Origin of the sequence: Pseudomonas sp. B13(2017) (assembly GCF_002113245.1) — a bacterium.
Taxonomy (GTDB): Bacteria; Pseudomonadota; Gammaproteobacteria; order Pseudomonadales; family Pseudomonadaceae; genus Aquipseudomonas; species Aquipseudomonas putida_Z.
In genome coordinates this window covers 90,390-110,336 of record NZ_NEJX01000017.1, presented here as the reverse complement: position 1 = coordinate 110,336, position 19,947 = coordinate 90,390, and the positions used below count along the sequence as shown (strand labels likewise).

Below are 19,947 nucleotides of genomic sequence, written 5' to 3'. Positions count from 1 at the left end.
TGGTGCTCCTTGAGAGGGATGGGCTTGAAGTAGCGCCGTGATCCTGATCCCTCCCAAGGGCCGAGAGCAGCCTGAAAAACTACCTTTGCATAACCTCCGCAGGCTCATCTCGGTGTAATGCCACCTGGCGGATCGACAGGCGCAGTTCCGCCGACAGCACGCGCTTGGCCACGCCCTCGGCCAGCTCGCCGAGCTTGTCGTGATAACCCAGCTTGCCCTGGGCATCTGCATGCAGCACGCCTTGCTCGAGCAGGGTCTGGATGAAGTGGCGGAACAGGGTCTTGTCGAAGAACTCCGGGGCGTTCAGGCCGTGCAGGATCGACAGGCGCTGGGCCATCATCACGCACAGGTCTTCCAGTTCTTCGGCGCTGAGGCTGTTCTGCCCCCTGTTCAGCAGCAGCGAGGTGGCCATGTAGAAACGCTGCAGGGTCTGGGTGATGGTGCGGGCGAGCAGGGTCAGCAACACGAACTGCCGCGAGCTGGGTGCCGGGCGAATGTAGGTGTCGTTGTCCTGGCGCAGCAGCCCTTGCTCGACCAGTGCGGTCAGCCACTGGTCGATCACCGCATCCAGTTGCTCCGGCGTCCAGCGCAGGAACAGTTCGGCCTGCAGGTAGGGGTACAGCGCGTGCACATACTGGCCCAGCAGTTCGCGGCTCATGCGCGAACTGCTGAGGAAGAAGCTGGCCAGCAGCGCCGGCAGGGCGAAGATGTGCAGCACGTTGTTGCGGTAATAGGTCATGAGTACCGCGTTGCCTTCATCCAGATACAGGATGCGGCCCATGGCGTCCTTCTGCTCGGCCACCAGGTTCATCCCGCGCACGTGCTCGATCAGCGCCTGGCCTTCGCCGTCGGGCAGGGTGGTGTGCGGCGAGTAGGGCACCTGGCGCAGCAAGGCCAGGTACAGGTCGAGCACGCGGGTCAGGGCGCGCTCGTCCAGGGCCAGGCGGCTGGTGGACAGCAGCGCCAGGGCCACCAGGTTGACCGGGTTGATCGCGGCCGCCTCGTTGAGATGGCGGGCCACGGTTTCACCCAGGCGGGTGGTGGTGGCGTTGAGCCAGGCCGGGCGGTACTGCGGGCCGTGGTCCTGTTCACGCCAGCCGGGCTGTTGCTGGTCGAGGAAGCCGGCCAGGCGGATCGGCTCGCCGAAGTTCACGTATACCTGGCCAAAGCGCTGCTTGAGCGCGCCGAACACCTTGAAGATATCGAAGATCGACTCTTTCTTCTTGCTGGCACCGCGCAGCTCGCCCAGGTAGGTGCGGCCTTCGAGCACGCGCTCGTAGCCGATGTACACCGGCACGAACACGATCGGCGTGCGCGACGAGCGCAGGAAGCTGCGCAGGGTAATGGCCAGCATCCCGGTGCGTGGCTGCAGCATGCGACCGGTGCGCGAGCGGCCGCCTTCGACGAAGTACTCGACCGGGAAGCCCTTGGTGTACAGGGTGTGCAGGTACTCGTTGAACACCGCGGTGTACAGCGGGTTGCCCTTGAACGTGCGGCGCATGAAGAAGGCACCGCCACGGCGCAGCAGGTTACCCACCAGCGGCATGTTGAGGTTGATGCCCGCGGCCACGTGCGGCGGTGTCAGGCCGTTGCGGAACAGCAGGTACGACAGCAGCAGGTAGTCGATATGGCTGCGGTGGCACGGCACATAGATCACTTCGTGGCCGGGGGCGATGCCTTGTACCTGCTCGATATGGTTGACCTTGATGCCGTCGTAGATCTTGTTCCAGAACCAGCTCAGCACCACTTCGAGGAAGCGGATGGCGGTGTAGGTGTAGTCCGAGGCGATCTCGTTGCCATAGCGCAGAGCCTGGGCTTCGGCCTTGGCCAGCGGCAGGTTTTCGCGCTGCGCCTCATCGACGATGGCCTGGCGCACCTGGGGTGCGTGGATCAGGCCCTTGACCAGGTTGCGCCGGTGCGAGATGTCCGGGCCGATGACGGCGGTCTTGAGGTTGCGAAAGTGCACGCGCATCAGGCGCTGGGCCATGCGCACGGTGCGCTCGTGGCCCTTGTTGTGCTGTACCAGTTCACGCAGGTGGATGGGCGCGGAGAACTGCACCCGGGTCTTGCGCCCGAGGATCAGCACGGTCAGCAGCCGGCGCAGGCGCCCGGTAACCGCCCAGCTGTCGGCGAACAGCAACTTCCACGGGCTGGATTCGCTCGCCGGGGTCTGGCCCCAGAACACACTGACCGGAATGATCTGCGCATCCTCTTCGGCATGCTGGCTGACGGCGGCGACCAGGCGCTCCAGGGTAGGCGGGGCGCCGCGCTTGTCATGGCGGCCGAGCCAGTCCGGGTCTGGGGTCAGGTAGAAGAACGCCGCCGGTTCCTGCAGCGGGCCAACCGCCACCGGCAGCACCGGGCGCGGCAGGCCTGCCTTGGTGCATTCATGGTCGAGCACGGCCAGGTCGGTGAGCGCGGGCGAGGGCAGGGCATAGAACACCGGGCGGCTGCGGTCGAGCTTGAGGGTGAGGGAGGACTGGTTGATGGTCTCGGAGCGCACCCACAGGTACAACAGGCGACGCAGGGCGCCGAAGATCAGGCGGCGCAGGGGGGAACGGGTCATGGGGTGTGTGCCCTGGGTGTGATTTTCAGGTGGGTATCCAGCCAATTAGTCTGCCGTATCCGCGCAAGTTCAGCAAAAATCGCCGAACGGCGCGACGGTCATCAAATTTTTTTGTTCTGTGTCATATACTCGGCCTGCCACTTGCAAGATATTTGCGCAAGCGGCGTCGACACAGGGAGGGACTCTGTGTCTGCAAGGCGATCTTCACAATAAAAATCCGGAGTAGTTCAGATGTCGTCTCGTGAGACTGGGAATGTAAAGTGGTTCAACGATGCCAAGGGTTATGGCTTCATTCAGCGCGAAGGTGGTGCGGATGTATTCGTCCACTATCGGGCGATCCGTGGTGAGGGGCATCGTACCCTGGTCGAAGGACAGCGGGTGGAATACGCCTGCGTGCAGGGCCAGAAAGGCCTGCAAGCCGAGGACGTAGTAGGCCTCTGAGCCTCATGCTGTAAGGCTTGTTGTGGGAGCTGGCTTGCCGGCGATCACCGGCGAAGCCGGTGCCAGGCACCGTGTTGCCTGCATCGCCGGCAAGCCGGGCTCCCACAAAGAATGCAGTGCATTCAGGTACGCCAGGTGATTTCCTCTTCACCGTCGGCGCTGATGCGGACCCAGCGGTCGGCATCTTCTTCCCCATCTTCCTCCACCCAGCCACCTGGCGCGCAGCGCACTTCCACGCCCAGTGCGGCGAATGCGGCGCGGGCGCAGGCAACGTCATCGGCCCACGGCGTCTGGTCGCTTTCCAGGTACAGGCTGTTCCATTTCCCTACAGCCTTGGGTAACCAGGTGACCGGAATGTTACCGGCCTGGCATTTGAAGGTATGGCCTTTCTGCTTCCATTCGCTGCATGGGCCGATTGCCTGGGCGAGCCACTCGGCAATCTGCTTGTGGTCGACGTCGGCGTCCTTCAGGTAGATCTCGATATCAGGTTGGCGCATAAGGGCTCCGGGTGTGCTCAGTCTTGGCGCACGAAATAGTCATAACGCATGGAAACCGTGACCTCGAACGGCTCGGGCTGGTCGATCACCCGGGCACGCTTTTCGGCACTGGCACGCCAGCCGTGCGGGGTCATGGCCAGCAGGTCGGCGCGGGCCTTGGGCGCGGCCAGGCTCAGGCGGAACTCCAGGGTTTCGCTGTGGGCATGGGCCATGCCTTCGGGGACCAGGGCCAGGTGTTTGTCGTCGGCGTAAGGGCGTACTTCATCGTAGAGCACTTCGCGCAGCTCCATCAGGTGGCCGCTGGTGGGGCCGACCCGCATCAGGCCGCCGCCGGGGCTGAGCAGGCGTTTGGCCTCGGCCCAGTCCAGCGGGCTGAACACGCTGGCGATGAACTGGCAGCTGGCGTCGGCCAGCGGCACGCGGGCCATGCTGGCGACCATCCAGGTAACCTCGGGCGCGCGGCGACAGGCACGCTTGACCGCCTCACGGGAGATGTCCAGGGCGTAGCCGTCGGCAGCCGGCAGGGCCTGGGCGATCTGCGCGGTGTAGTAACCCTCGCCACAGCCGATGTCCAGCCAGGCACCGGGCTGGCGCTCGGCGGCCAGCTCGGCCAGGCGGCGCGCCACCGGCGCGTAGTGGCCGGCGTCGAGGAAATCGCGGCGGGCTTCGACCATGGCCTGGTTGTCACCCGGGTCGCGGCTGTTCTTGTGCTGCACCGGCAGCAGGTTCAGGTAACCCTGGCGGGCGCGGTCGAAGCGGTGGCCGGCCGGGCACACCACACCGTTGTCGAGCCGGCTCAGCGGTGCCTGGCAAAGAGGGCAGGCGAGCATCAGGCGAGCAACCGGACCAGGGTCTGGTAATAGATTTCGGTCAGCAGGTCGAGGTCGCTGGCCAGGATCCGCTCATCCACCTGGTGGATGGTGGCGTTGACCGGGCCGAGCTCGACCACCTGGGTGCCCATGGTGGCGATGAAGCGGCCATCAGAGGTACCACCGCTGGTGGACGGCTGGGTGTCGCGGCCGGTGACGCCCTTGATGCTGGCCGAGACGGCGTCCAGCAGTTCGCCCGGTTCGGTGAGGAACGGCAGACCCGACAGCGCCCAGTCGATCGACCAGTCCAGTTCATGCTTGTCGAGGATCGCCGACACCCGCGCCTGCAGGCCTTCGACGGTGGACTCGGTGGAGAAGCGGAAGTTGAACAGTGCGGTCAGCTCGCCCGGGACCACGTTGGTGGCGCCGGTGCCGGAGTTGAGATTGGAGATCTGGAAGCTGGTCGGCGGGAAGAACGCATTGCCTTCGTCCCAGTGCTCGGCCGCCAGTTCAGCCAAGGCCGGTGCGGCCAGGTGGATCGGATTGCGCGCGAGGTGCGGGTAGGCCACATGGCCCTGCTTGCCGCGCACGGTCAGCTTGGCGCCCAGCGAGCCACGGCGGCCGTTCTTGACCACGTCACCCAGCAGGGTGGTGCTGGAGGGTTCGCCGACGATGCACCAGTCCAGGCGCTCGTTGCGTGCTTTCAGGCGCTCGACCACGGCCTTGGTGCCATGGTGGGCCGGGCCTTCCTCGTCGCTGGTGATCAGGAACGCGACCTTGCCGCGGTGGTCCGGGTAGTCCTGCACGAAGCGCTCGCTGGCGATCACCATGGAGGCCAGGCTGCCTTTCATGTCGGCGGCGCCACGGCCGCAGAGCATGCCGTCGGCGTCGATCAGCGCTTCGAACGGCTCATGCTGCCATTGCTGCACCGGGCCGGTGGGTACCACATCGGTGTGGCCGGCAAAGCACAGCACCGGGCCATCCTGGCTGCCGTGGGTGGCCCAGAAATTGTCGACGTCCTCGAAGCGCATCGGCTCGAGCTGGAAGCCCACGGCGCCCAGGCGGTTCATCATCTGCGCCTGGCAGTCGGCGTCGACGGGGGTGACCGAGGGGCGACGGATCAGGTCGCAGGCCAGTTGAAGGGTAGGCGAGAGCTCGGCAGGGGCCGTCATGGGGGACTCCGGGGCAAGGCAAGGCGGGGAAATCTGAGGGGCGTTATCTTATATCAAACCGATGGGCCATTGGGGCCGCTTTGCGGCCCTATCGCGACACAAGGCCGCTCCCACAGGATCACCACAGCCCATCAGGCGTGTGCAATACCTGTGGGAGCGGCCTTGTGTCGCGATAGGGGCGCAAAGCGCCCCCGGCATTCTTAAGCCTGCTGCGCCTCGACGGCCTTTTCCCCTGGCTTGGGCAGCGAAGACAGGAACGCCATCACCAGTGCCGCCACATAAGGCAACGACTGCACCAGCAACATCGCCACCCAGAAGCGCATGTCCGAGCTCGGCAGCCCCTGTACCAGGTAGATGCCCAGCGCTGCGCCCCACAGCAGCAACATGATGAACAGCTCTTCTCGCGCCTCGGAAATCGCCACCAGCAGCCCGTGGCTGTCGGCGTTCTTCGGTGTGCGGAAGAACGGCATGCTGCTGGTGAAGAACCCGTACAGCACCGCCTTGGCAATGGTATGCGACAGCGCCAGCCCGGCCAGCGCCGCAGCAAAGGCATCCTTCAGGTTCACCCCTACCGCGCGACGGTAGAGGAAGATGATCTTGCCGACCTTGAAGAAGAACAGTGCCAGCGGCGGAATGGCAAAGATCATCAGCGGCGGGTCGACCCGGTGCGGCACGATGATCATCGCCGCCGACCACAGCAGCGCGCCGATGGTGAAGAAGATGTTCATGCCATCGGCGATCCATGGCAACCAGCCGGCCAGGAAGTGGTAGCGCTGGCCGCGGGTCAGCTCGCTGCCCTTGCCGCGCAGCAGGGCGCTGGCGTGGTGCTTGATGATCTGGATGGCGCCATAGGCCCAGCGGAAGCGTTGCTTCTTGAAGTCGATGAAGGTGTCGGGCATCAGGCCTTTACCGTAGCTGTTGTGGGCATAGGCGGCCGACAGGCCCTTCTCGAATACCCGCAAGCCCAGTTCGGCGTCCTCGCAGATGCACCACTCGGCCCAGCCCAGCTCTTCCAGCACGCTGCGCCGGGTCATGGTCATGGTGCCGTGCTGGATGATCGCGTCACGGTCGTTGCGGGTGACCATGCCGATGTGGAAGAAACCCTTGTACTCGCTGTAGCAAAGCTTCTTGAAGGCGCTTTCGTGCTGGTCGCGGTAGTCCTGCGGCGACTGCACCACGGCAATCTTCGGGTCGGCGAAGTGCGGCACCATGTGCTTGAGCCAGTTGCGGTCGACGCAGTAGTCCGAGTCGATCACCGCGATCACTTCGGCATCCTTGGCGGTGTGCGGGATCAGGTAGTTCAGCGCGCCGCCCTTGAAACCGGCCAGGGGCGCGACGTGGAAGAACCTGAAGCGCTCGCCGAGCTTCTCGCAATGGGCCTTGAGCGGCTCCCACACGGCCGGGTCCTTGGTGTTGTTGTCGATCACCAGCACTTCGTAGTCGGGGTAGTCCAGCGCGGCCAGGGCATCCAGGGTCTGTTTGACCATCTCCGGCGGCTCGTTGTAGCACGGTACATGCACCGACACCTTGGGCCGGTAGGCGCTGTCGGCCTGCACCGGCAGGAATTCGCGCCGGCGCTTGTGTATCCATACCGCCTCGGCCAGTTCGTGGGCCTCGGTCAGCAGCACGATGAACACGCCCAGCGCGCCGAGGGCCAGCAGCACGCCCACGGTCAGGCTGAACCAGGTGCTGTATTGCTGGCTGTAGTCGTAGGCGATCCATACCAGCACCGACCCGCACAGGAAGGTGATGAAGGTCAGGAAGGTGCGGCCGCGCTGGCGCAGGGCCGAACCGTCGATGAACAGCACCATCAGGGCAATCATCGCCAGCACCACCGAGGCAACCGCCAGGGCGCGCCATTGCGGGATCGCCACCACCGGGCCGTCAAAGTTGAATTTTTGCTGGCGTTCGGCGTTGTACACGCCCCAGTAGGCGCCCACCGAGCCTTCGTCGCTGGCCTTCCACGGCTGGTCGTAGGCCTCGATGACGAAGTAATTGTAACCACGGCGGTTGAGGGTGTTGACCAGGGTACGCAGGTAGATGGCCTGGTCGGCCTGGGTAGCATCGGCGCCGCCGCGCATGCGGCCGTTGCTCGGCCAGCCGACTTCCGACAGCAGCAGGGGTTTGCGCGGGAACTGGTGCTTCAGTTCGCGGGCGCGGTCGAGCACGAACTCGACCGAATCCTTCATCGGCACGAACTCCCAGTACGGTAGGATGTGCGCGGCAATCAGGTCGACGTGCTTGGCCAGCTGCGGGTTTTCCTTCCAGATGTGCCACTGCTCACTGGTGGTCACCGGCACCTTGACCGCTGCGCGTACCCGGTCCAGGTACTTGATCAGGTTTTCCGGGGTGACTTCTTCGCGGAACAGTGCCTCGTTGCCGACCACAACCCGCACCACGCTGCGCGAGGTGTTGGCCAGCTGGATGGCCGTGGCGATTTCGCGTTCGTTGCGCTCCAGGTCCGGGCTGATCCAGATGCCCAGCGTCACCCGCAGGCCGAATTCCTCGGCCAGGCGCGGGATATCCGCCTGGGTGCCCTCCACGGTGTAGATCCGGATGCTGTCGGTCAGTTTGCTCAACTGCTCCAGGTCCTGGCGCATCTCGTCGTCACTGGGGTACTGGCCCTTCTGCGGGCTTTCGCCCAGACGGAACGGTGAATACGAGAATCCAGAGATCTGTTCTGGCCAGGCGGGGGCGGAGACCGGGCGGTTGATCAGCGCCCAGAACCCGGTGAACAACGCGGCGATGGCCAGGACCACGACCAGGTTCAGGCCGAATTTACGTGAAGACATTGTCGTCCATATGTGTCGAAGTGATAGGACATTAAAGCAGGGTTGATAGTCTCTTTCCTAACGATGCAGGCCATGGGCCCGCTGGCATATAATGCGCGCCGGTTTTTTGGGGTATGAACATGAGCACAGAAGATCCACGCTTCGCCGGCGTTGCCCGGCTGTATGGCGACCAGGGGTTGCACCGTCTGGGCCAGGCCCATGTGGCCGTGGTCGGTATTGGCGGGGTAGGCTCGTGGGCGGCGGAAGCGCTGGCCCGCAGTGGCGTGGGCGAGATCACCCTGTTCGACCTCGACGACGTGTGCGTCAGCAACACCAACCGCCAGGCCCATGCCCTGGATGGGCAGGTGGGGCGGCCCAAGGTCGAGGTCATGGCCGAGCGCCTGCGGGCGATCAACCCGGCGTGCACGGTGCATGCAGTGGCCGACTTCGTCACCCGCGACACCATGGTCGAGTACATTACCGAGAACCTCGACTGTGTGATCGACTGCATCGACAGCGTCATGGCCAAGGCGGCGCTGATTGCCTGGTGCCGGCGGCGCAAGATCGCCATCGTCACCACGGGTGGCGCTGGTGGGCAGATCGACCCGACACAGATCCAGATCGCCGACCTGAACAAGACCTTCAACGACCCGCTGGCCTCGCGGGTGCGTTCCACCCTGCGCCGCGACTACAACTTCTCGCGCAATGTCAGCCGCAACTATGGCGTGCCATGCGTGTTCTCCAGCGAACAGCTGCGCTACCCCAAGGGCGATGGCAGCGTTTGCCTGCAGAAAAGCTTCGTGGGCGAGGGCGTGCGGCTGGACTGCTCGGGTGGCTTTGGCGCGGTGATGATGGTGACCGCGACCTTTGGCATGGTGGCGGCGAGCAAGGCGGTGGAAAAACTGGTAGCGGGGGCGCGGCGGCCTTCGGAGCGGGTCAAGCCTGAATAGACCGCGTGGGCTTCTTCGCGGGCTTGCCCGCTCCCACAGGTACTGCATCTCTCTCCAGAAAGGTGAAGGTCCAGTGGGAGCGGGCGAGCCCGCGAAGAGGCCAGCACCGATTCAACGGTTGGACGCCAGCTCCGCCATCCGCTGCAACACCGCATGCAGCCCATTGCTGCGCGATGGCGAAAGCTGGCGCTCCAGGCCCAGCTGAGTGAACCACTCACGCAGATCGAGCCCGGCGAGTTCTTCACTGGCCAACCCCTGCACCCGCACCAGCAACAACGCCAGCAGCCCACGCAACAGGCGTGCATCGCTGCTGGCCTTGAACCGCCACAGGCCCTCGACCTGCTCGGCCACCAGCCATACCAGGCTTTCGCAGCCATGCACCCGGTTGGCCTCGGTCTTTTCAGTGTCAGCCAGCGGTTCCAGCCGGTCGCCCCACTTCATCAGCAGCCGCGCACGCTGTTCCCAGCCCTTGGCCTGCTCGAAAGCTTCCAGCGCCTGGCGCGCCTGATCCGGCAGGGTCATCGCAACAGCTCCAGGCCTTGATCCAGCGCCGCGAAGAAACGCTGCAAGTCATCGCTGTCGTTATACAGCCCCAATGACACGCGGATCGCGCCCTCCAGGCCCAGGCCCTGCAGCAGCGGCATGGCACAGTGGTGCCCGGCACGCACGGCAATGCCTTGCTCGGTCAGCAGGTGGGCGATGTCGGCGTTATGCACGCCCTCGATGACGAAACTGGCAAGGGCCGCCTGTGGCGTGCCCAGGATGCGCACGCCATCGCGGTCCGCCAGGCCGCGCAGCAGGTACTGGTGCAGGCTGGTTTCATGGGCTTCGAGCGCCTGGACATCGAGGCTGGCCAGGTAGTCCAGGGTTGCACCCAGGCCGATCACCCCGGCGATCGGCGGCGTGCCTGCCTCGAACCCCAGCGGCGCCGGGCGGAAGCTGGCGCTGTGGTATTCGGCCAGTTGCACCATCTCGCCACCGAACTGCCAGTGGTGCAGCAGTTCCAGTGCCTGGCTGCGGCCGTACAGCACACCGACGCCTTCCGGGCCGTACAGCTTGTGGCTGGAGAACACATAGAAGTCGCAGCCAAGCTGCTGCACATCATGGCGGCCATGCACCACGCCCTGGGCACCGTCGACCACGGTCAGCGCGCCTTGGGAGCGGGCATGGGTCAGCAGCGCCGGCAGCGGCTGCCAGGTACCCAGTACGTTGGACAGCTGGCTCACCGCCAGCACCCGGGTGCGCGGGCCGATCAGTTGCAGCGCCTGGTCCAGGTCGATGCGGCCATGGGCATCCAGCGGCAGCACCACCAGGCGCAGGTTGCGCCGGCGCGCCAGCTGTTGCCAGGGCAGCAGGTTGGCATGGTGCTCCAGGGCACTGACGGCAATTTCGTCACCGGCCTCGAAGCGGTGTTCCAGGCCATAGGCCAGCAGGTTCAGCGCCGAAGTGGCACCGTGGGTGAAGATGATCTGCCGCGAGTCTGCCGCATTGAGCCAGGCGGCAACCTTGTCGCGGCTGGTTTCGAAGGCCTGAGTCGCCAGTGCGCCGGGCAAGTGCTGGGCACGGTGCACGTTGGCTGCGCCATGGCCGTAGTAATGGCTCAGGGCATCGAGCAGGGCTTGCGGCTTCTGGGTGGTGGCGGCGTTGTCCAGGTAGGTCTGGTGCTGCCGTTGCAGGGCGGCGATGGCGGGAAAATCGGCACGCCAGGGGGAGGGCTGAAACATGGTCGCGGGGCCTGGAATGAAAATCGGGTCTGGCGTGGTGCCAGACCCGATCTTAACATTTCAAACGCTGAGAATCCGCTGTTCGCGAGCAAGCTCGCTCCGGCAGCGGTTGAAGGGTTCTCAGTTGTGCGCGTGCAGCGCCTCGTTCAGCTCGATGGCCGACTTGTGGGTCTTGCACTCCACCGCGCCGTTCAGCGAGTTGCGGCGGAACAGCAGGTCGGTCTGGCCGGCCAGGTCGCGGGCCTTGACCACTTTGACCAGCTGGTTGTTCTCGTCCAGCAGGTTCACCTTGGTACCGGCGGTGATGTAAAGGCCGGCTTCGACGGTGTTGCGGTCGCCCAGCGGAATGCCGATACCGGCGTTGGCGCCGATCAGGCAGCCTTCGCCAACCTTGATGACGATGTTGCCGCCACCGGACAGGGTGCCCATGGTCGAGCAGCCGCCGCCCAGGTCCGAGCCCTTGCCGACGAATACGCCAGCGGAAACGCGGCCTTCGATCATGCCCGGGCCTTCGGTGCCAGCGTTAAAGTTGACGAAGCCTTCGTGCATGATGGTGGTGCCTTCGCCGATGTAGGCGCCCAGGCGCACGCGGGCGGTGTCGGCGATACGCACGCCGGCCGGGACCACGTAGTCGGTCATTTTCGGGAACTTGTCCACCGAGAACACTTCCAGCAGCTCGCCCTTCAGGCGTGCTTCCAGTTGCAGTTCGGCGAGTTCGGCCAGGTCGACCGCGCCCTGGTTGGTCCAGGCCACGTTCGGCAGCAGCGGGAAGATGCCGGCCAGGCTCACGCCGTGCGGCTTGACCAGGCGGTGCGACAGCAGGTGCAGCTTGAGGTAGGCCTCTGGGGTCGAGGTCAGCGCGGCGTCTTCGGCCAGCAGGGTGGCGACCAGCGGCTTGTGGCTTTCGGCCAGGCGGGTCAGCAGGGCGGCCTGGGCGGCATCCACGCCTTTCACGGCTTCGGCCAGTTGCGCGGCCTGGGCGTTGCTGAAGGCGATGGCCTGGTTGCCACCTTGGTAACCGAGAACAGGGGCTACTGCAGCGACCAGTTCGGCGCTCGGGTTGAGCAGCGGTTGTGCGTAGAACACTTCCAGCCAGGCGCCCTGGCGGTTCTGGGAGCCGACACCGAAGGCCAGGCTGAACAGGGTATTGGACATGTGATTACCTCGTGCGAAATAGGGTAGGGGCTCAGGCCAGGGCAGCGGCGTACAGGTCGGGCTTGAAGCCGACCAGGGTACGCGCGCCAAGGTCGAGCACCGGGCGCTTGATCATCGACGGCTGGGCCAGCATCAGCTCGACGGCCTTGGCCTGGTCGAGGTCGGCCTTGCTGGCGTCGTCCAGCTTGCGGAAGGTGGTGCCGGCACGGTTGAGGATGACTTCCCAGCCGTGTTCGTCGCACCAGCGGTTCAGGCTGTCGCGGTCGATGCCTTGGGCCTTGTAGTCGTGGAATTCGTAGGTGATGGCCTGGTCTTCGAGCCAGGTACGTGCCTTTTTCATGGTGTCACAGGCTTTGATGCCGTAGAGCGTGTAGGTCATTGTGTGCATTGGGGATCACAGGCTGCCCCAATCTCTCCGTTTTCCGATTTCAGTCGCGGGATTATGCGGGAACGATCCTGTGAGCGCCACGGGTGTGCATGTCTTGGGTCTTGCAGTGTGTCGGAGACCGAGCGCCGCCCGCGCGGCGCATCGCCGGCAAGCCGGCTCCCACATCTGTTTCGGGCCAGTTATTCCTGCACCTCAGCCGCGCGAACCCTTAGTGCATGACTGAATTTTGGTGAGAAGCAGAAGCGATACCTTCAATATCGAAGGGAACAAACAGGGCGGGCAGCGGTAATTTCACAGAAGATACTGGCCCGAAACAGATGTGGGAGCCGGCTTGCCGGCGATGCGCCGCGCGGGCGGCGCTCGATCTCAGCAGCCCCATAGCACTCAAGGCATGCGCCTCCAAGCCGATACGACCTCGACCCTACGCCGCCATCAGCCCCAAGTATCATCATGTTACATATTCATCCGCCCCCTGCGACTATCGTGCAGCGGCCCCGAATCCCACATCGCCGCTAACATATTGTTTCAATGGCGATGTTTCGCCCTGTTGTCGTTTCTGGTTCACAAAGGAAGCTTTCCCGGATGCAGTCCGCCTACACCGTCCTCATCCTGCTGACGCTGGTCAGCGTTTCGAAGCTGGTCGGCCGCATGATTCCGCTGCCCTTGCCGCTGGTACAGATCGCCGCCGGCGCCTTGCTTGCGTGGCCGACACTGGGCCTGCATGTGGCACTGGACCCCGAGCTGTTCCTGTTCCTGTTCCTGCCGCCGTTGCTGTTCGCCGACGGCTGGCGCATTCCCAAGCGCGAGTTGTGGCGCATTCGTGGGCCGGTGGTGGCGCTGGCCGTGGGGCTGGTGCTGTTTACCGTGGTCGGGGCCGGTTACTTCATTCACTGGCTGCTGCCGAGCATCCCGCTGCCCGTGGCCTTCGCCCTGGCCGCAGTGTTGTCGCCGACCGACGCCGTGGCGGTTTCGGCCATTACCCAGGACCGCCTGCCCACCCCGCTGATGCACATGCTCCAGGGCGAGGCCCTGATGAACGATGCCTCGGGCCTGGTGACCTTCAAGTTCGCCCTGGCGGCGGCGATCACCGGGGTGTTCTCGCTGACCGACGCAAGCTTCAGCTTCGTGCTGGTCGCCCTGGGCGGCTTGGCGGTGGGCGTGGCCCTGAGCTGGCTGATCGGCCGCCTGCGTGCCTGGATGATCGCCCGCGGCTGGGACGACCCGGCCACCCACGTGGTGTTCATGTTGCTGCTGCCGTTCGCTGCCTACGTGCTGGCCGAGCGCCTGGGCGTGTCGGGCATCCTTTCGGCGGTAGCGGCCGGCATGATGCAGAGCTGGCTGGACCTGCTGCCACGGCAGACCAGCACGCGCCTGCTCAACCGCAGCGTGTGGTCGCTGCTGGAGTTCGCTTTCAACGGCCTGATCTTCCTGCTGCTGGGCCTGCAGTTACCGGACATCATCAAGGCTGTGGTCAGCCATGAACCCACCGTCTGGCCGACCCTGGCCTGGCGCTGCCTGGACGTGGTGGCGATCTTTGTGGCGCTGATCTTGCTGCGGTTCATCTGGGTCCAGAGCATCTGGCGCTCGATCGGTGTGGTACGCCGCTGGCGCGGCAAGCCGGCGCTGGTGCTGATGCCCACGGCGCGCTCCTGCTGGTTGCTTACCCTGGGTGGTGTGCGCGGTGCGGTCACCCTGGCCGGCGTGATGTCGATTCCGTTGCTGATGGAAGCAGGCAAGGCCTTCCCGGAGCGTGACCTGCTGATCTTCATTGCTGCCGGGGTGATCCTGCTGTCGTTGATCAGTGCCTGTATCGCGTTGCCGCTGTTGCTGCGCGGGGTGACCAAGAGCCCGGACGAGCGCTTGCACCAGGAGGTGCAGGAGGCCTGGCGACGCACGGCCGAGGCGGCGATCCATGCACTGGAGGCAGAGGAAGTGATCGACAGCAATGCGCCGCAGGATGCCGCGCAGGCGACCCTGGCGACCGAGTTGAAGGCGCGCTTGATGGCGGAATACCGCGATGAGCTGGACAGCTACAACGACAGTGCCGAAGCCAAGGCGCTGGCCGAGCAGATGGACCTGCTGGAGCGGCGTTTGCGCTTGCGGGCGCTGCGGGCGCAGCGGCTGGAGCTGTATGAACTGCATCGCCAGCATCTGGTGGGGGATGAAGTGGTGCGGCAGGTGCTGGGTGAGCTGGATATGAGTGAGGCAAACCTGGGGTCGGTCAGGTAGACCGCAGGGGGCCGCTTCGCGGCCCTTCGCGGGCTTGCCCGCTCCTACAGGTACTGCACCGCTTTCTCGGCTTGTGCTGTACGTGTGGGAGCGGGCATGCCCGCGAATTGGGCGGTCAGCGGTTCTGCAGAAATGCGCGAATCCGCTCCGCCGCCTCGATGCACTCGGCCAGCGGTGCAACCAGTGCCATGCGCACACGCCCGGCGCCCGGGTTCACGCCATCCACTTCGCGCGACAGGTACGACCCCGGCACCACTGTCACATGCTGGGCCTCGAACAGGTCGCGAGTGAACTCGGCATCGCCGCCGGGTACCTTGGCCCACAGGTAGAAGCTGCCATCCGGGCGCTGCACGTCCAGCACCGGCTGCAGGATATCCAGCACGGCATCGTACTTGGCGCGGTACTGGTCGCGGTTCTCGCGCACATGCGCCTCGTCCTGCCAGGCAGCGATGCTTGCCAGCTGGGTTTGTACCGGCATGGCGCAGCCGTGGTAGGTACGGTACAGCAGGAACGGCTTGATGATCTCGGCGTCACCGGCGACGAAGCCCGAGCGCAGGCCCGGCAGGTTGGAGCGCTTGGACAGGCTGTGGAATACCACGCAGCGCTTGAAGTCGCTGCGGCCCAGTTCCGCACAGGCAGTCAGCAGGCCTGGTGGCGGGGCATCCTCGTCGAAGTACAGCTCGCTGTAGCACTCGTCGGCGGCAATCACGAAGTCGTGCTCGTCGGCCAGGGCAATCAGCTTCTTCAGGGTGTCCATCGGCACCAGTGCGCCGGTGGGGTTGCCCGGCGAGCACAGGAACAGGATCTGGCAACGCTTCCACACTTCAGCCGGCACGGCGTCGAAGTCGGGGTTGAAACCGTTGCTTTCCAGGCACGGCAGGTAGTGCGGGGTGGCACCGGCCAGCAGCGCTGCGCCTTCGTAGATCTGGTAGAACGGGTTGGGGCTGACCACCAGGCCGTCATCGGCGCGGTTGACCACGGCCTGGGTGAAGGCGAACAGCGCTTCACGGGTGCCGTTGACCGGCAGGATGTGGCGGTCGGCATCCAGCCAGCCGGCCGGTACGCCGAAGCGCCGCTCGCACCACTGGCCGATGGCCTGGCGCAGGGCGGGCAGGCCGATGGTGCTCGGGTACACCGCAAGCTTGTCGAGGTTGTCGGCCATGGCCTGGGCGACGAACGCCGGCGATTCGTGCTTCGGCTCACCGATCGACAGGGCGATGGCGCGCTTGTCCGCCGCAGGTGCAACGCTGCCCAGCAGGGCGCGGAGTTTCTCGAACGGGTAGGGCTGAAGCTGGGTCAAGGCATGGTTCATCGGCGCAAGGTCTCGTCAATCGTCTAGTCGTTAAAAGGTCACGCGGGTGGGGCTGGCATCGCTGGCCTGGCCGGCCTGCAGCTGCTGGACGATGGCCTCCTGCAGTCGGCTGCACAGCTGTGGGTCGGACAGCGGCTGGTTGTCGGCATCGGTGATGAAGAACACGTCTTCCACCCGTTCGCCAAGGGTGGCGATCTTGGCGTTCTGCAGCGACAGGTCGAACTCCAGGAAGATCCGCCCCAGCCGGGCCAGCAGGCCTGGGCGGTCGGGCGCGGTGATTTCGAGGATGGTCACCGGCCGCTGGGCATCGTTGAGGATGGTCACCTGTGGCGGGAAGTCGAAGTGCTTGAGCTGGCGCGGTACCCGGCGCTGGATGATGGTCGGGTAGTCCTCGGGGTTGCGCAGCGCTTCGGTCAGGCCGTCGCGAATCTGCTTGACCCGCTGCGGGTTGTCGCCGATCGAGCCGCCGTCGTTGTCCAGCACGATGTAGGTGTCGAGGGTGAACTGGCTGCTCGAGGTGATGATCCGCGCGTCATGAATGTTCAGGTTCAGCTGCGACATGGCCGCCACCGTCACGGCGAAGAAGTCGTGCTGGTCGGGGGCATAGATGAAGATCTGCGTGCCACCCTCGAACTCGCGCTGGGTGGTTTCCTTGATCAGCACCAGCGGCCCGCCATCGGCCGGCTGCTGGAGGATCGCGTCACTGTGCCAGGCCACGTCGGCGGCGGTGTGCTTGAGGAAGTAGTCATCGCCCAGCTGCGACCACAGCTGCTCGACGTCGTCCGGGTCGGTGCCTTCGCGCACCAGGATATCCAGCGCCGCCGATTGGGTCTGGCGAATCTGCTCCTCGCGGTCCAGCGGGTTTTCCAGGCCACGGCGCAGGGCGCGCTTGGTCTCGGTGTACAGCTGGCGCAGCAGGCTGGCCCGCCACGAGTTCCACAGGCTGGGGTTGGTGGCGTTGATATCGGCCACGGTCAGCACGTACAGGTAGTCCAGGCGTGTCTCGTCGCCCACGTGCAGGGCAAAATCGTTGATCACCTGAGGGTCGGACAGGTCCTTGCGCTGGGCGGTGGTCGACATCACCAGGTGGTTCTGCACCAGCCAGACGATCAGCCGGCTGTCCCAGGCCGGCAACTGGTGGCGCTCGCAGAACTTCTGCGCATCCACGGCGCCCAGCTCGGAATGGTCGCCCTGGCGGCCCTTGCCGATGTCGTGGTACAGGCCGGCCAGGTAGATCAGCTCGGGCTTGGGCAGGCGGCCCATGAGCTTGCTGGCCAGCGGGAATTTCTCGGACACCGGCGTGTATTGCAGCTTGCGCAGGTGCTTGATGAGGTTGAGGGTGTGCGCATCGACCGTATAGATGTGGAACAGGTCGTGCTGCATCTGCCCGACGATCAGGCCGAACTCCGGCAGGTAGCGGCCGAGGATGCCGTAGCGGTTCATCCGCCGCAGGTTGCGGTGGATGCCGATTTCGCACTTGAACAGCTCGATGAACAGGCTGGTGTTGCGGATATCGGTGCGGAAGGTATCGTCGATCAGGTGCCGATGCTCGCGCAGCAGCCGCACGGTATCGGCGCGTACGCCCTTGATCTCGGGGTGCTGGGCCATCAGCACGAAGATTTCCAGCATGGCGAAAGGCGTGCGCTTGAACACGTTCGGCCTGGCCGCTTCTATGTAGCCGTCATGCAGGCGGAAGCGCGCGTTCAGCGGCTGGGTGGTGCCGCTGTCGTCATCGGCGAGGATGACCTCCTCGAAGTGCTGGATGATCAGGTCGCACAGCTGGCTGATGCTCATCACCACCCGGTAGTACTGCTGCATGAACTGCTCGATCGCCCGCTTGGGGTTGTCGTCGCTGTAGCCCAGCAGCGCGGCGATGCTGCGCTGGTGGTCGAACAGCAGGCGGTCCTCGGCGCGCCCGGCCAGCATGTGCAAGGCGTAGCGCACCCTCCACAGGAAGTCCTGGGACGAGGCCAGCAGCTCGTTCTCGCTTTCCAGCAGGAAACCTTCGCCGGCCAGTGCGTGCAGGTTGAGGGTGCCGTACTGGCGGCGGGCCACCCACAGCACTGTCTGGATGTCGCGCAGGCCGCCGGGTGAACCTTTCACATTGGGTTCGAGGTTGTACTCGGTGTCGTTGTACTTGTGGTGGCGGGCCTTGAGTTCGGCCCGCTTGGCCAGGAAGAAGTCCTTGCTCGGCCACATGTGCGCAGTGCTGGTCACCTCCAGCATGCGCTGGCGCAGGGCCTCGGGGCCAGCAACGGTGCGGCTTTCCATCAGGTTGGTGATGACCGTCAGGTCGGCACGGGCCTGCTCGGCGCACTCGTCGACGGTGCGCACGCTCTGGCCCACTTCCAGGCCGATGTCCCACAGCAGGGTGAGAAACCGCTCGATGGCATCGCGATACTGCTCGTGTTCGGCAGCACCCAGCAGGATCAGCAGGTCGATGTCCGAATGCGGGTGCAGCTCACCGCGCCCGTAGCCACCCACCGCGACCAGGGCGATGCCGCTCTGGTCGCCCCAGTCGAACTGGTTCCAGGCCTGTTGCAGGATGTTGTCGACGAGCCAGGCGCGGGCCTCGATCAGTGGGCGGATTTCGCTGCCACTGCGAAAACGCTTGTCGAGCACCTCGCCGGCCTGGCGGATGGCTTTCTTGAAGGCGGCGATGGGGCTCGCCTTGAGGGCCAGTTCCGCCTGGAACTGGCCGCGGTCGAACAGCTCGGGGTCCACCTGGGGCATCGCGTCACGTTCCTGTCGTGGGGGTGGCCTGTGGGAGTGCGGTCAGGCCGAGGTGCGCGGGATGGTGTCGTCCTTGCGCAGGGTGAAGATCTCGTAGCCGGTCGCGGTCACCACCAGGGTGTGTTCCCACTGGGCCGAGAGCTTGCGGTCCTTGGTGATGGCGGTCCAGCCGTCGCCCAGCACCTTGGTGTCGGCCTTGCCCTGGTTGATCATCGGCTCGATGGTGAAGGTCATGCCTTCCTTCAGCTCCATGCCGGTGCCGGCGCGGCCGTAGTGCAGGATCTGCGGCTCTTCGTGGAACACCTTGCCGATGCCGTGGCCGCAGAACTCGCGCACCACCGAGAAGCCGTTCTTTTCAGCGTGCTTCTGGATCACTTCGCCGATGTCGCCCAGGCGGCAGCCCGGCTTGACCAGTTCGATGGCCTTGTACATGCACTCCTGGGTGACCTTGGACAGGCGCTCGGCCCATACCGGCACGGTGCCGACGTGGAACATGCGGCTGGTGTCGCCGTGGTAGCCGTCCTTGATCACGGTGACGTCGATGTTCAGCGTGTCACCGTCCTTGAGCGGCTTGTCGTTGGGGATGCCGTGGCAGACCACATGGTTGATCGAGGTGCAGATCGACTTCGGGTAGCCCTTGTAGTTGAGCGGTGCCGGGATGGCCTGCTGGACGTTGACGATGTAGTCGTGGCACAGGCGGTCCAGCTCTTCGGTGGTGACACCGGGCTTGACGTGTTCCTCGATCATTTCCAGCACGTCGGCGGCCAGGCGGCCAGCGATGCGCATCTTCTCGATGTCTTCTGCGGTCTTGATGGTGACGGTCATTACAGGCTCTCTACAGCGCCGCATGCGGCGCGAACAAACGGGAAAGGCCGGATTCTAGCAGAGCAGGGCGCCGATCGGTCGGCATACGGATGGAGAATTGGGACTGCTGCGCAGTCCATCGCCGGCAAGCCAGCTCCCACAGGAATCGTATTACGCTTGTGGGAGCTGGCTTGCCGGCGATGGGGCGCGCAGCGGCCCCAACTGCCCTGAAAGCTGCCATCCATGAACTGGCATTCTGGCGCGAAAGCCGGGGTGCTGCAAAAACCGCTGACGGACGCAACAGTATCCGGGTTCCGTTCGGCCGCGGTCTGTGGTATAAAATGCGCCGCTTTCGGGGACGACCCCGTCAGCACTTAACCCACACACGTGTCGACA

The 19,947-nt window shown here is 65.0% G+C and carries 15 protein-coding genes; 3 read left to right on the top strand and 12 right to left on the bottom strand.

Going from position 1 to position 19,947, the window contains the following annotated elements; genetic code table 11:
• Positions 1-79: 79 nt before the first annotated feature.
• Positions 80-2,566, bottom strand: a complete 2,487-nt coding sequence (plsB, locus tag CAG44_RS20730; protein WP_085692888.1) for a glycerol-3-phosphate 1-O-acyltransferase PlsB — start codon at positions 2,564-2,566, stop codon at positions 80-82.
• A gap of 231 nt (positions 2,567-2,797) precedes the next feature.
• Here plsB and CAG44_RS20725 point away from each other — a divergent pair, with 231 nt between their 5' ends.
• Positions 2,798-3,007, top strand: coding sequence for a cold-shock protein (locus tag CAG44_RS20725; RefSeq protein WP_003252255.1), 210 nt, complete (start codon positions 2,798-2,800; stop codon positions 3,005-3,007).
• Between the two features lie 122 nt (positions 3,008-3,129).
• On the opposite strand, the gene CAG44_RS20720 is transcribed toward CAG44_RS20725, so the two are convergent.
• From CAG44_RS20720 to CAG44_RS20705, 4 genes are all read right to left on the bottom strand, one after another.
• Positions 3,130-3,504: a hypothetical protein gene (locus tag CAG44_RS20720; protein ID WP_003257701.1), complete on the bottom strand. Its 375-nt coding sequence runs from the start codon at positions 3,502-3,504 to the stop codon at positions 3,130-3,132.
• Positions 3,505-3,521: 17 nt separating this feature from the next.
• Entirely contained in the window at positions 3,522-4,334 is an 813-nt protein-coding gene (locus CAG44_RS20715) for a putative RNA methyltransferase (RefSeq protein ID WP_025337963.1), read from the bottom strand.
• The gene (gene dapE / locus CAG44_RS20710; RefSeq protein WP_085587666.1) at positions 4,334-5,485 is read right to left on the bottom strand and encodes a succinyl-diaminopimelate desuccinylase; all 1,152 of its coding nucleotides are present in this window, start codon (positions 5,483-5,485) and stop codon (positions 4,334-4,336) included. The genes CAG44_RS20715 and dapE overlap by 1 nt, the downstream gene beginning before the upstream one ends.
• 200 nt (positions 5,486-5,685) lie before the next feature.
• Positions 5,686-8,277: a glycosyltransferase gene (locus tag CAG44_RS20705; protein ID WP_075043974.1), complete on the bottom strand. Its 2,592-nt coding sequence runs from the start codon at positions 8,275-8,277 to the stop codon at positions 5,686-5,688.
• Positions 8,278-8,396: 119 nt separating this feature from the next.
• Between CAG44_RS20705 and tcdA the strand changes: the two genes are divergently transcribed.
• On the top strand, positions 8,397-9,206 hold the full coding sequence (tcdA, locus tag CAG44_RS20700; protein ID WP_162276773.1) for a tRNA cyclic N6-threonylcarbamoyladenosine(37) synthase TcdA: 810 nt from the start codon (positions 8,397-8,399) through the stop codon (positions 9,204-9,206).
• A gap of 111 nt (positions 9,207-9,317) precedes the next feature.
• Here the strand turns inward: tcdA and CAG44_RS20695 are convergent, their stop codons facing one another.
• From CAG44_RS20695 to CAG44_RS20680, 4 genes are all read right to left on the bottom strand, one after another.
• Positions 9,318-9,728: a SufE family protein gene (locus tag CAG44_RS20695; RefSeq protein WP_085692887.1), complete on the bottom strand. Its 411-nt coding sequence runs from the start codon at positions 9,726-9,728 to the stop codon at positions 9,318-9,320.
• The gene (locus CAG44_RS20690; RefSeq protein ID WP_085692886.1) at positions 9,725-10,930 is read right to left on the bottom strand and encodes a cysteine desulfurase; all 1,206 of its coding nucleotides are present in this window, start codon (positions 10,928-10,930) and stop codon (positions 9,725-9,727) included. The genes CAG44_RS20695 and CAG44_RS20690 overlap by 4 nt, the downstream gene beginning before the upstream one ends.
• Positions 10,931-11,050: 120 nt before the next feature.
• Positions 11,051-12,085, bottom strand: a complete 1,035-nt coding sequence (gene dapD, locus CAG44_RS20685; RefSeq protein ID WP_025337969.1) for a 2,3,4,5-tetrahydropyridine-2,6-dicarboxylate N-succinyltransferase — start codon at positions 12,083-12,085, stop codon at positions 11,051-11,053.
• A gap of 31 nt (positions 12,086-12,116) precedes the next feature.
• Positions 12,117-12,464, bottom strand: coding sequence for an ArsC family reductase (locus CAG44_RS20680; RefSeq protein WP_170929287.1), 348 nt, complete (start codon positions 12,462-12,464; stop codon positions 12,117-12,119).
• Positions 12,465-13,055: 591 nt separating this feature from the next.
• Here CAG44_RS20680 and CAG44_RS20675 point away from each other — a divergent pair.
• Positions 13,056-14,702: a Na+/H+ antiporter gene (locus tag CAG44_RS20675; protein WP_085692885.1), complete on the top strand. Its 1,647-nt coding sequence runs from the start codon at positions 13,056-13,058 to the stop codon at positions 14,700-14,702.
• Positions 14,703-14,817: 115 nt separating this feature from the next.
• Here CAG44_RS20675 and dapC read toward each other — a convergent pair whose 3' ends face one another.
• From dapC to map, 3 genes are read right to left on the bottom strand one after another with little or no spacing between them, the layout of a single operon-like run.
• Positions 14,818-16,014: a succinyldiaminopimelate transaminase gene (gene dapC, locus CAG44_RS20670; protein WP_085587674.1), complete on the bottom strand. Its 1,197-nt coding sequence runs from the start codon at positions 16,012-16,014 to the stop codon at positions 14,818-14,820.
• 30 nt (positions 16,015-16,044) lie between these two features.
• Positions 16,045-18,747, bottom strand: coding sequence for a [protein-PII] uridylyltransferase (locus CAG44_RS20665; protein WP_085587676.1), 2,703 nt, complete (start codon positions 18,745-18,747; stop codon positions 16,045-16,047).
• A 42-nt stretch (positions 18,748-18,789) separates the two neighbouring features.
• Positions 18,790-19,572, bottom strand: coding sequence for a type I methionyl aminopeptidase (gene map, locus CAG44_RS20660; protein ID WP_025337973.1), 783 nt, complete (start codon positions 19,570-19,572; stop codon positions 18,790-18,792).
• Positions 19,573-19,947 lie beyond the last annotated feature (375 nt).

Coding starts and splice junctions, on each gene's coding strand:
- plsB (WP_085692888.1), bottom strand. CDS start 2,566: ATGACCCGTTCCCCCCTGCGCCGCCTGATCTTCGGCGCCCTGCGTCGC.
- CAG44_RS20725 (WP_003252255.1), top strand. CDS start 2,798: ATGTCGTCTCGTGAGACTGGGAATGTAAAGTGGTTCAACGATGCCAAG.
- CAG44_RS20720 (WP_003257701.1), bottom strand. CDS start 3,504: ATGCGCCAACCTGATATCGAGATCTACCTGAAGGACGCCGACGTCGAC.
- CAG44_RS20715 (WP_025337963.1), bottom strand. CDS start 4,334: ATGCTCGCCTGCCCTCTTTGCCAGGCACCGCTGAGCCGGCTCGACAAC.
- dapE (WP_085587666.1), bottom strand. CDS start 5,485: ATGACGGCCCCTGCCGAGCTCTCGCCTACCCTTCAACTGGCCTGCGAC.
- CAG44_RS20705 (WP_075043974.1), bottom strand. CDS start 8,277: ATGTCTTCACGTAAATTCGGCCTGAACCTGGTCGTGGTCCTGGCCATC.
- tcdA (WP_162276773.1), top strand. CDS start 8,397: ATGAGCACAGAAGATCCACGCTTCGCCGGCGTTGCCCGGCTGTATGGC.
- CAG44_RS20695 (WP_085692887.1), bottom strand. CDS start 9,728: ATGACCCTGCCGGATCAGGCGCGCCAGGCGCTGGAAGCTTTCGAGCAG.
- CAG44_RS20690 (WP_085692886.1), bottom strand. CDS start 10,930: ATGTTTCAGCCCTCCCCCTGGCGTGCCGATTTTCCCGCCATCGCCGCC.
- dapD (WP_025337969.1), bottom strand. CDS start 12,085: ATGTCCAATACCCTGTTCAGCCTGGCCTTCGGTGTCGGCTCCCAGAAC.
- CAG44_RS20680 (WP_170929287.1), bottom strand. CDS start 12,464: ATGACCTACACGCTCTACGGCATCAAAGCCTGTGACACCATGAAAAAG.
- CAG44_RS20675 (WP_085692885.1), top strand. CDS start 13,056: ATGCAGTCCGCCTACACCGTCCTCATCCTGCTGACGCTGGTCAGCGTT.
- dapC (WP_085587674.1), bottom strand. CDS start 16,014: ATGAACCATGCCTTGACCCAGCTTCAGCCCTACCCGTTCGAGAAACTC.
- CAG44_RS20665 (WP_085587676.1), bottom strand. CDS start 18,747: ATGCCCCAGGTGGACCCCGAGCTGTTCGACCGCGGCCAGTTCCAGGCG.
- map (WP_025337973.1), bottom strand. CDS start 19,572: ATGACCGTCACCATCAAGACCGCAGAAGACATCGAGAAGATGCGCATC.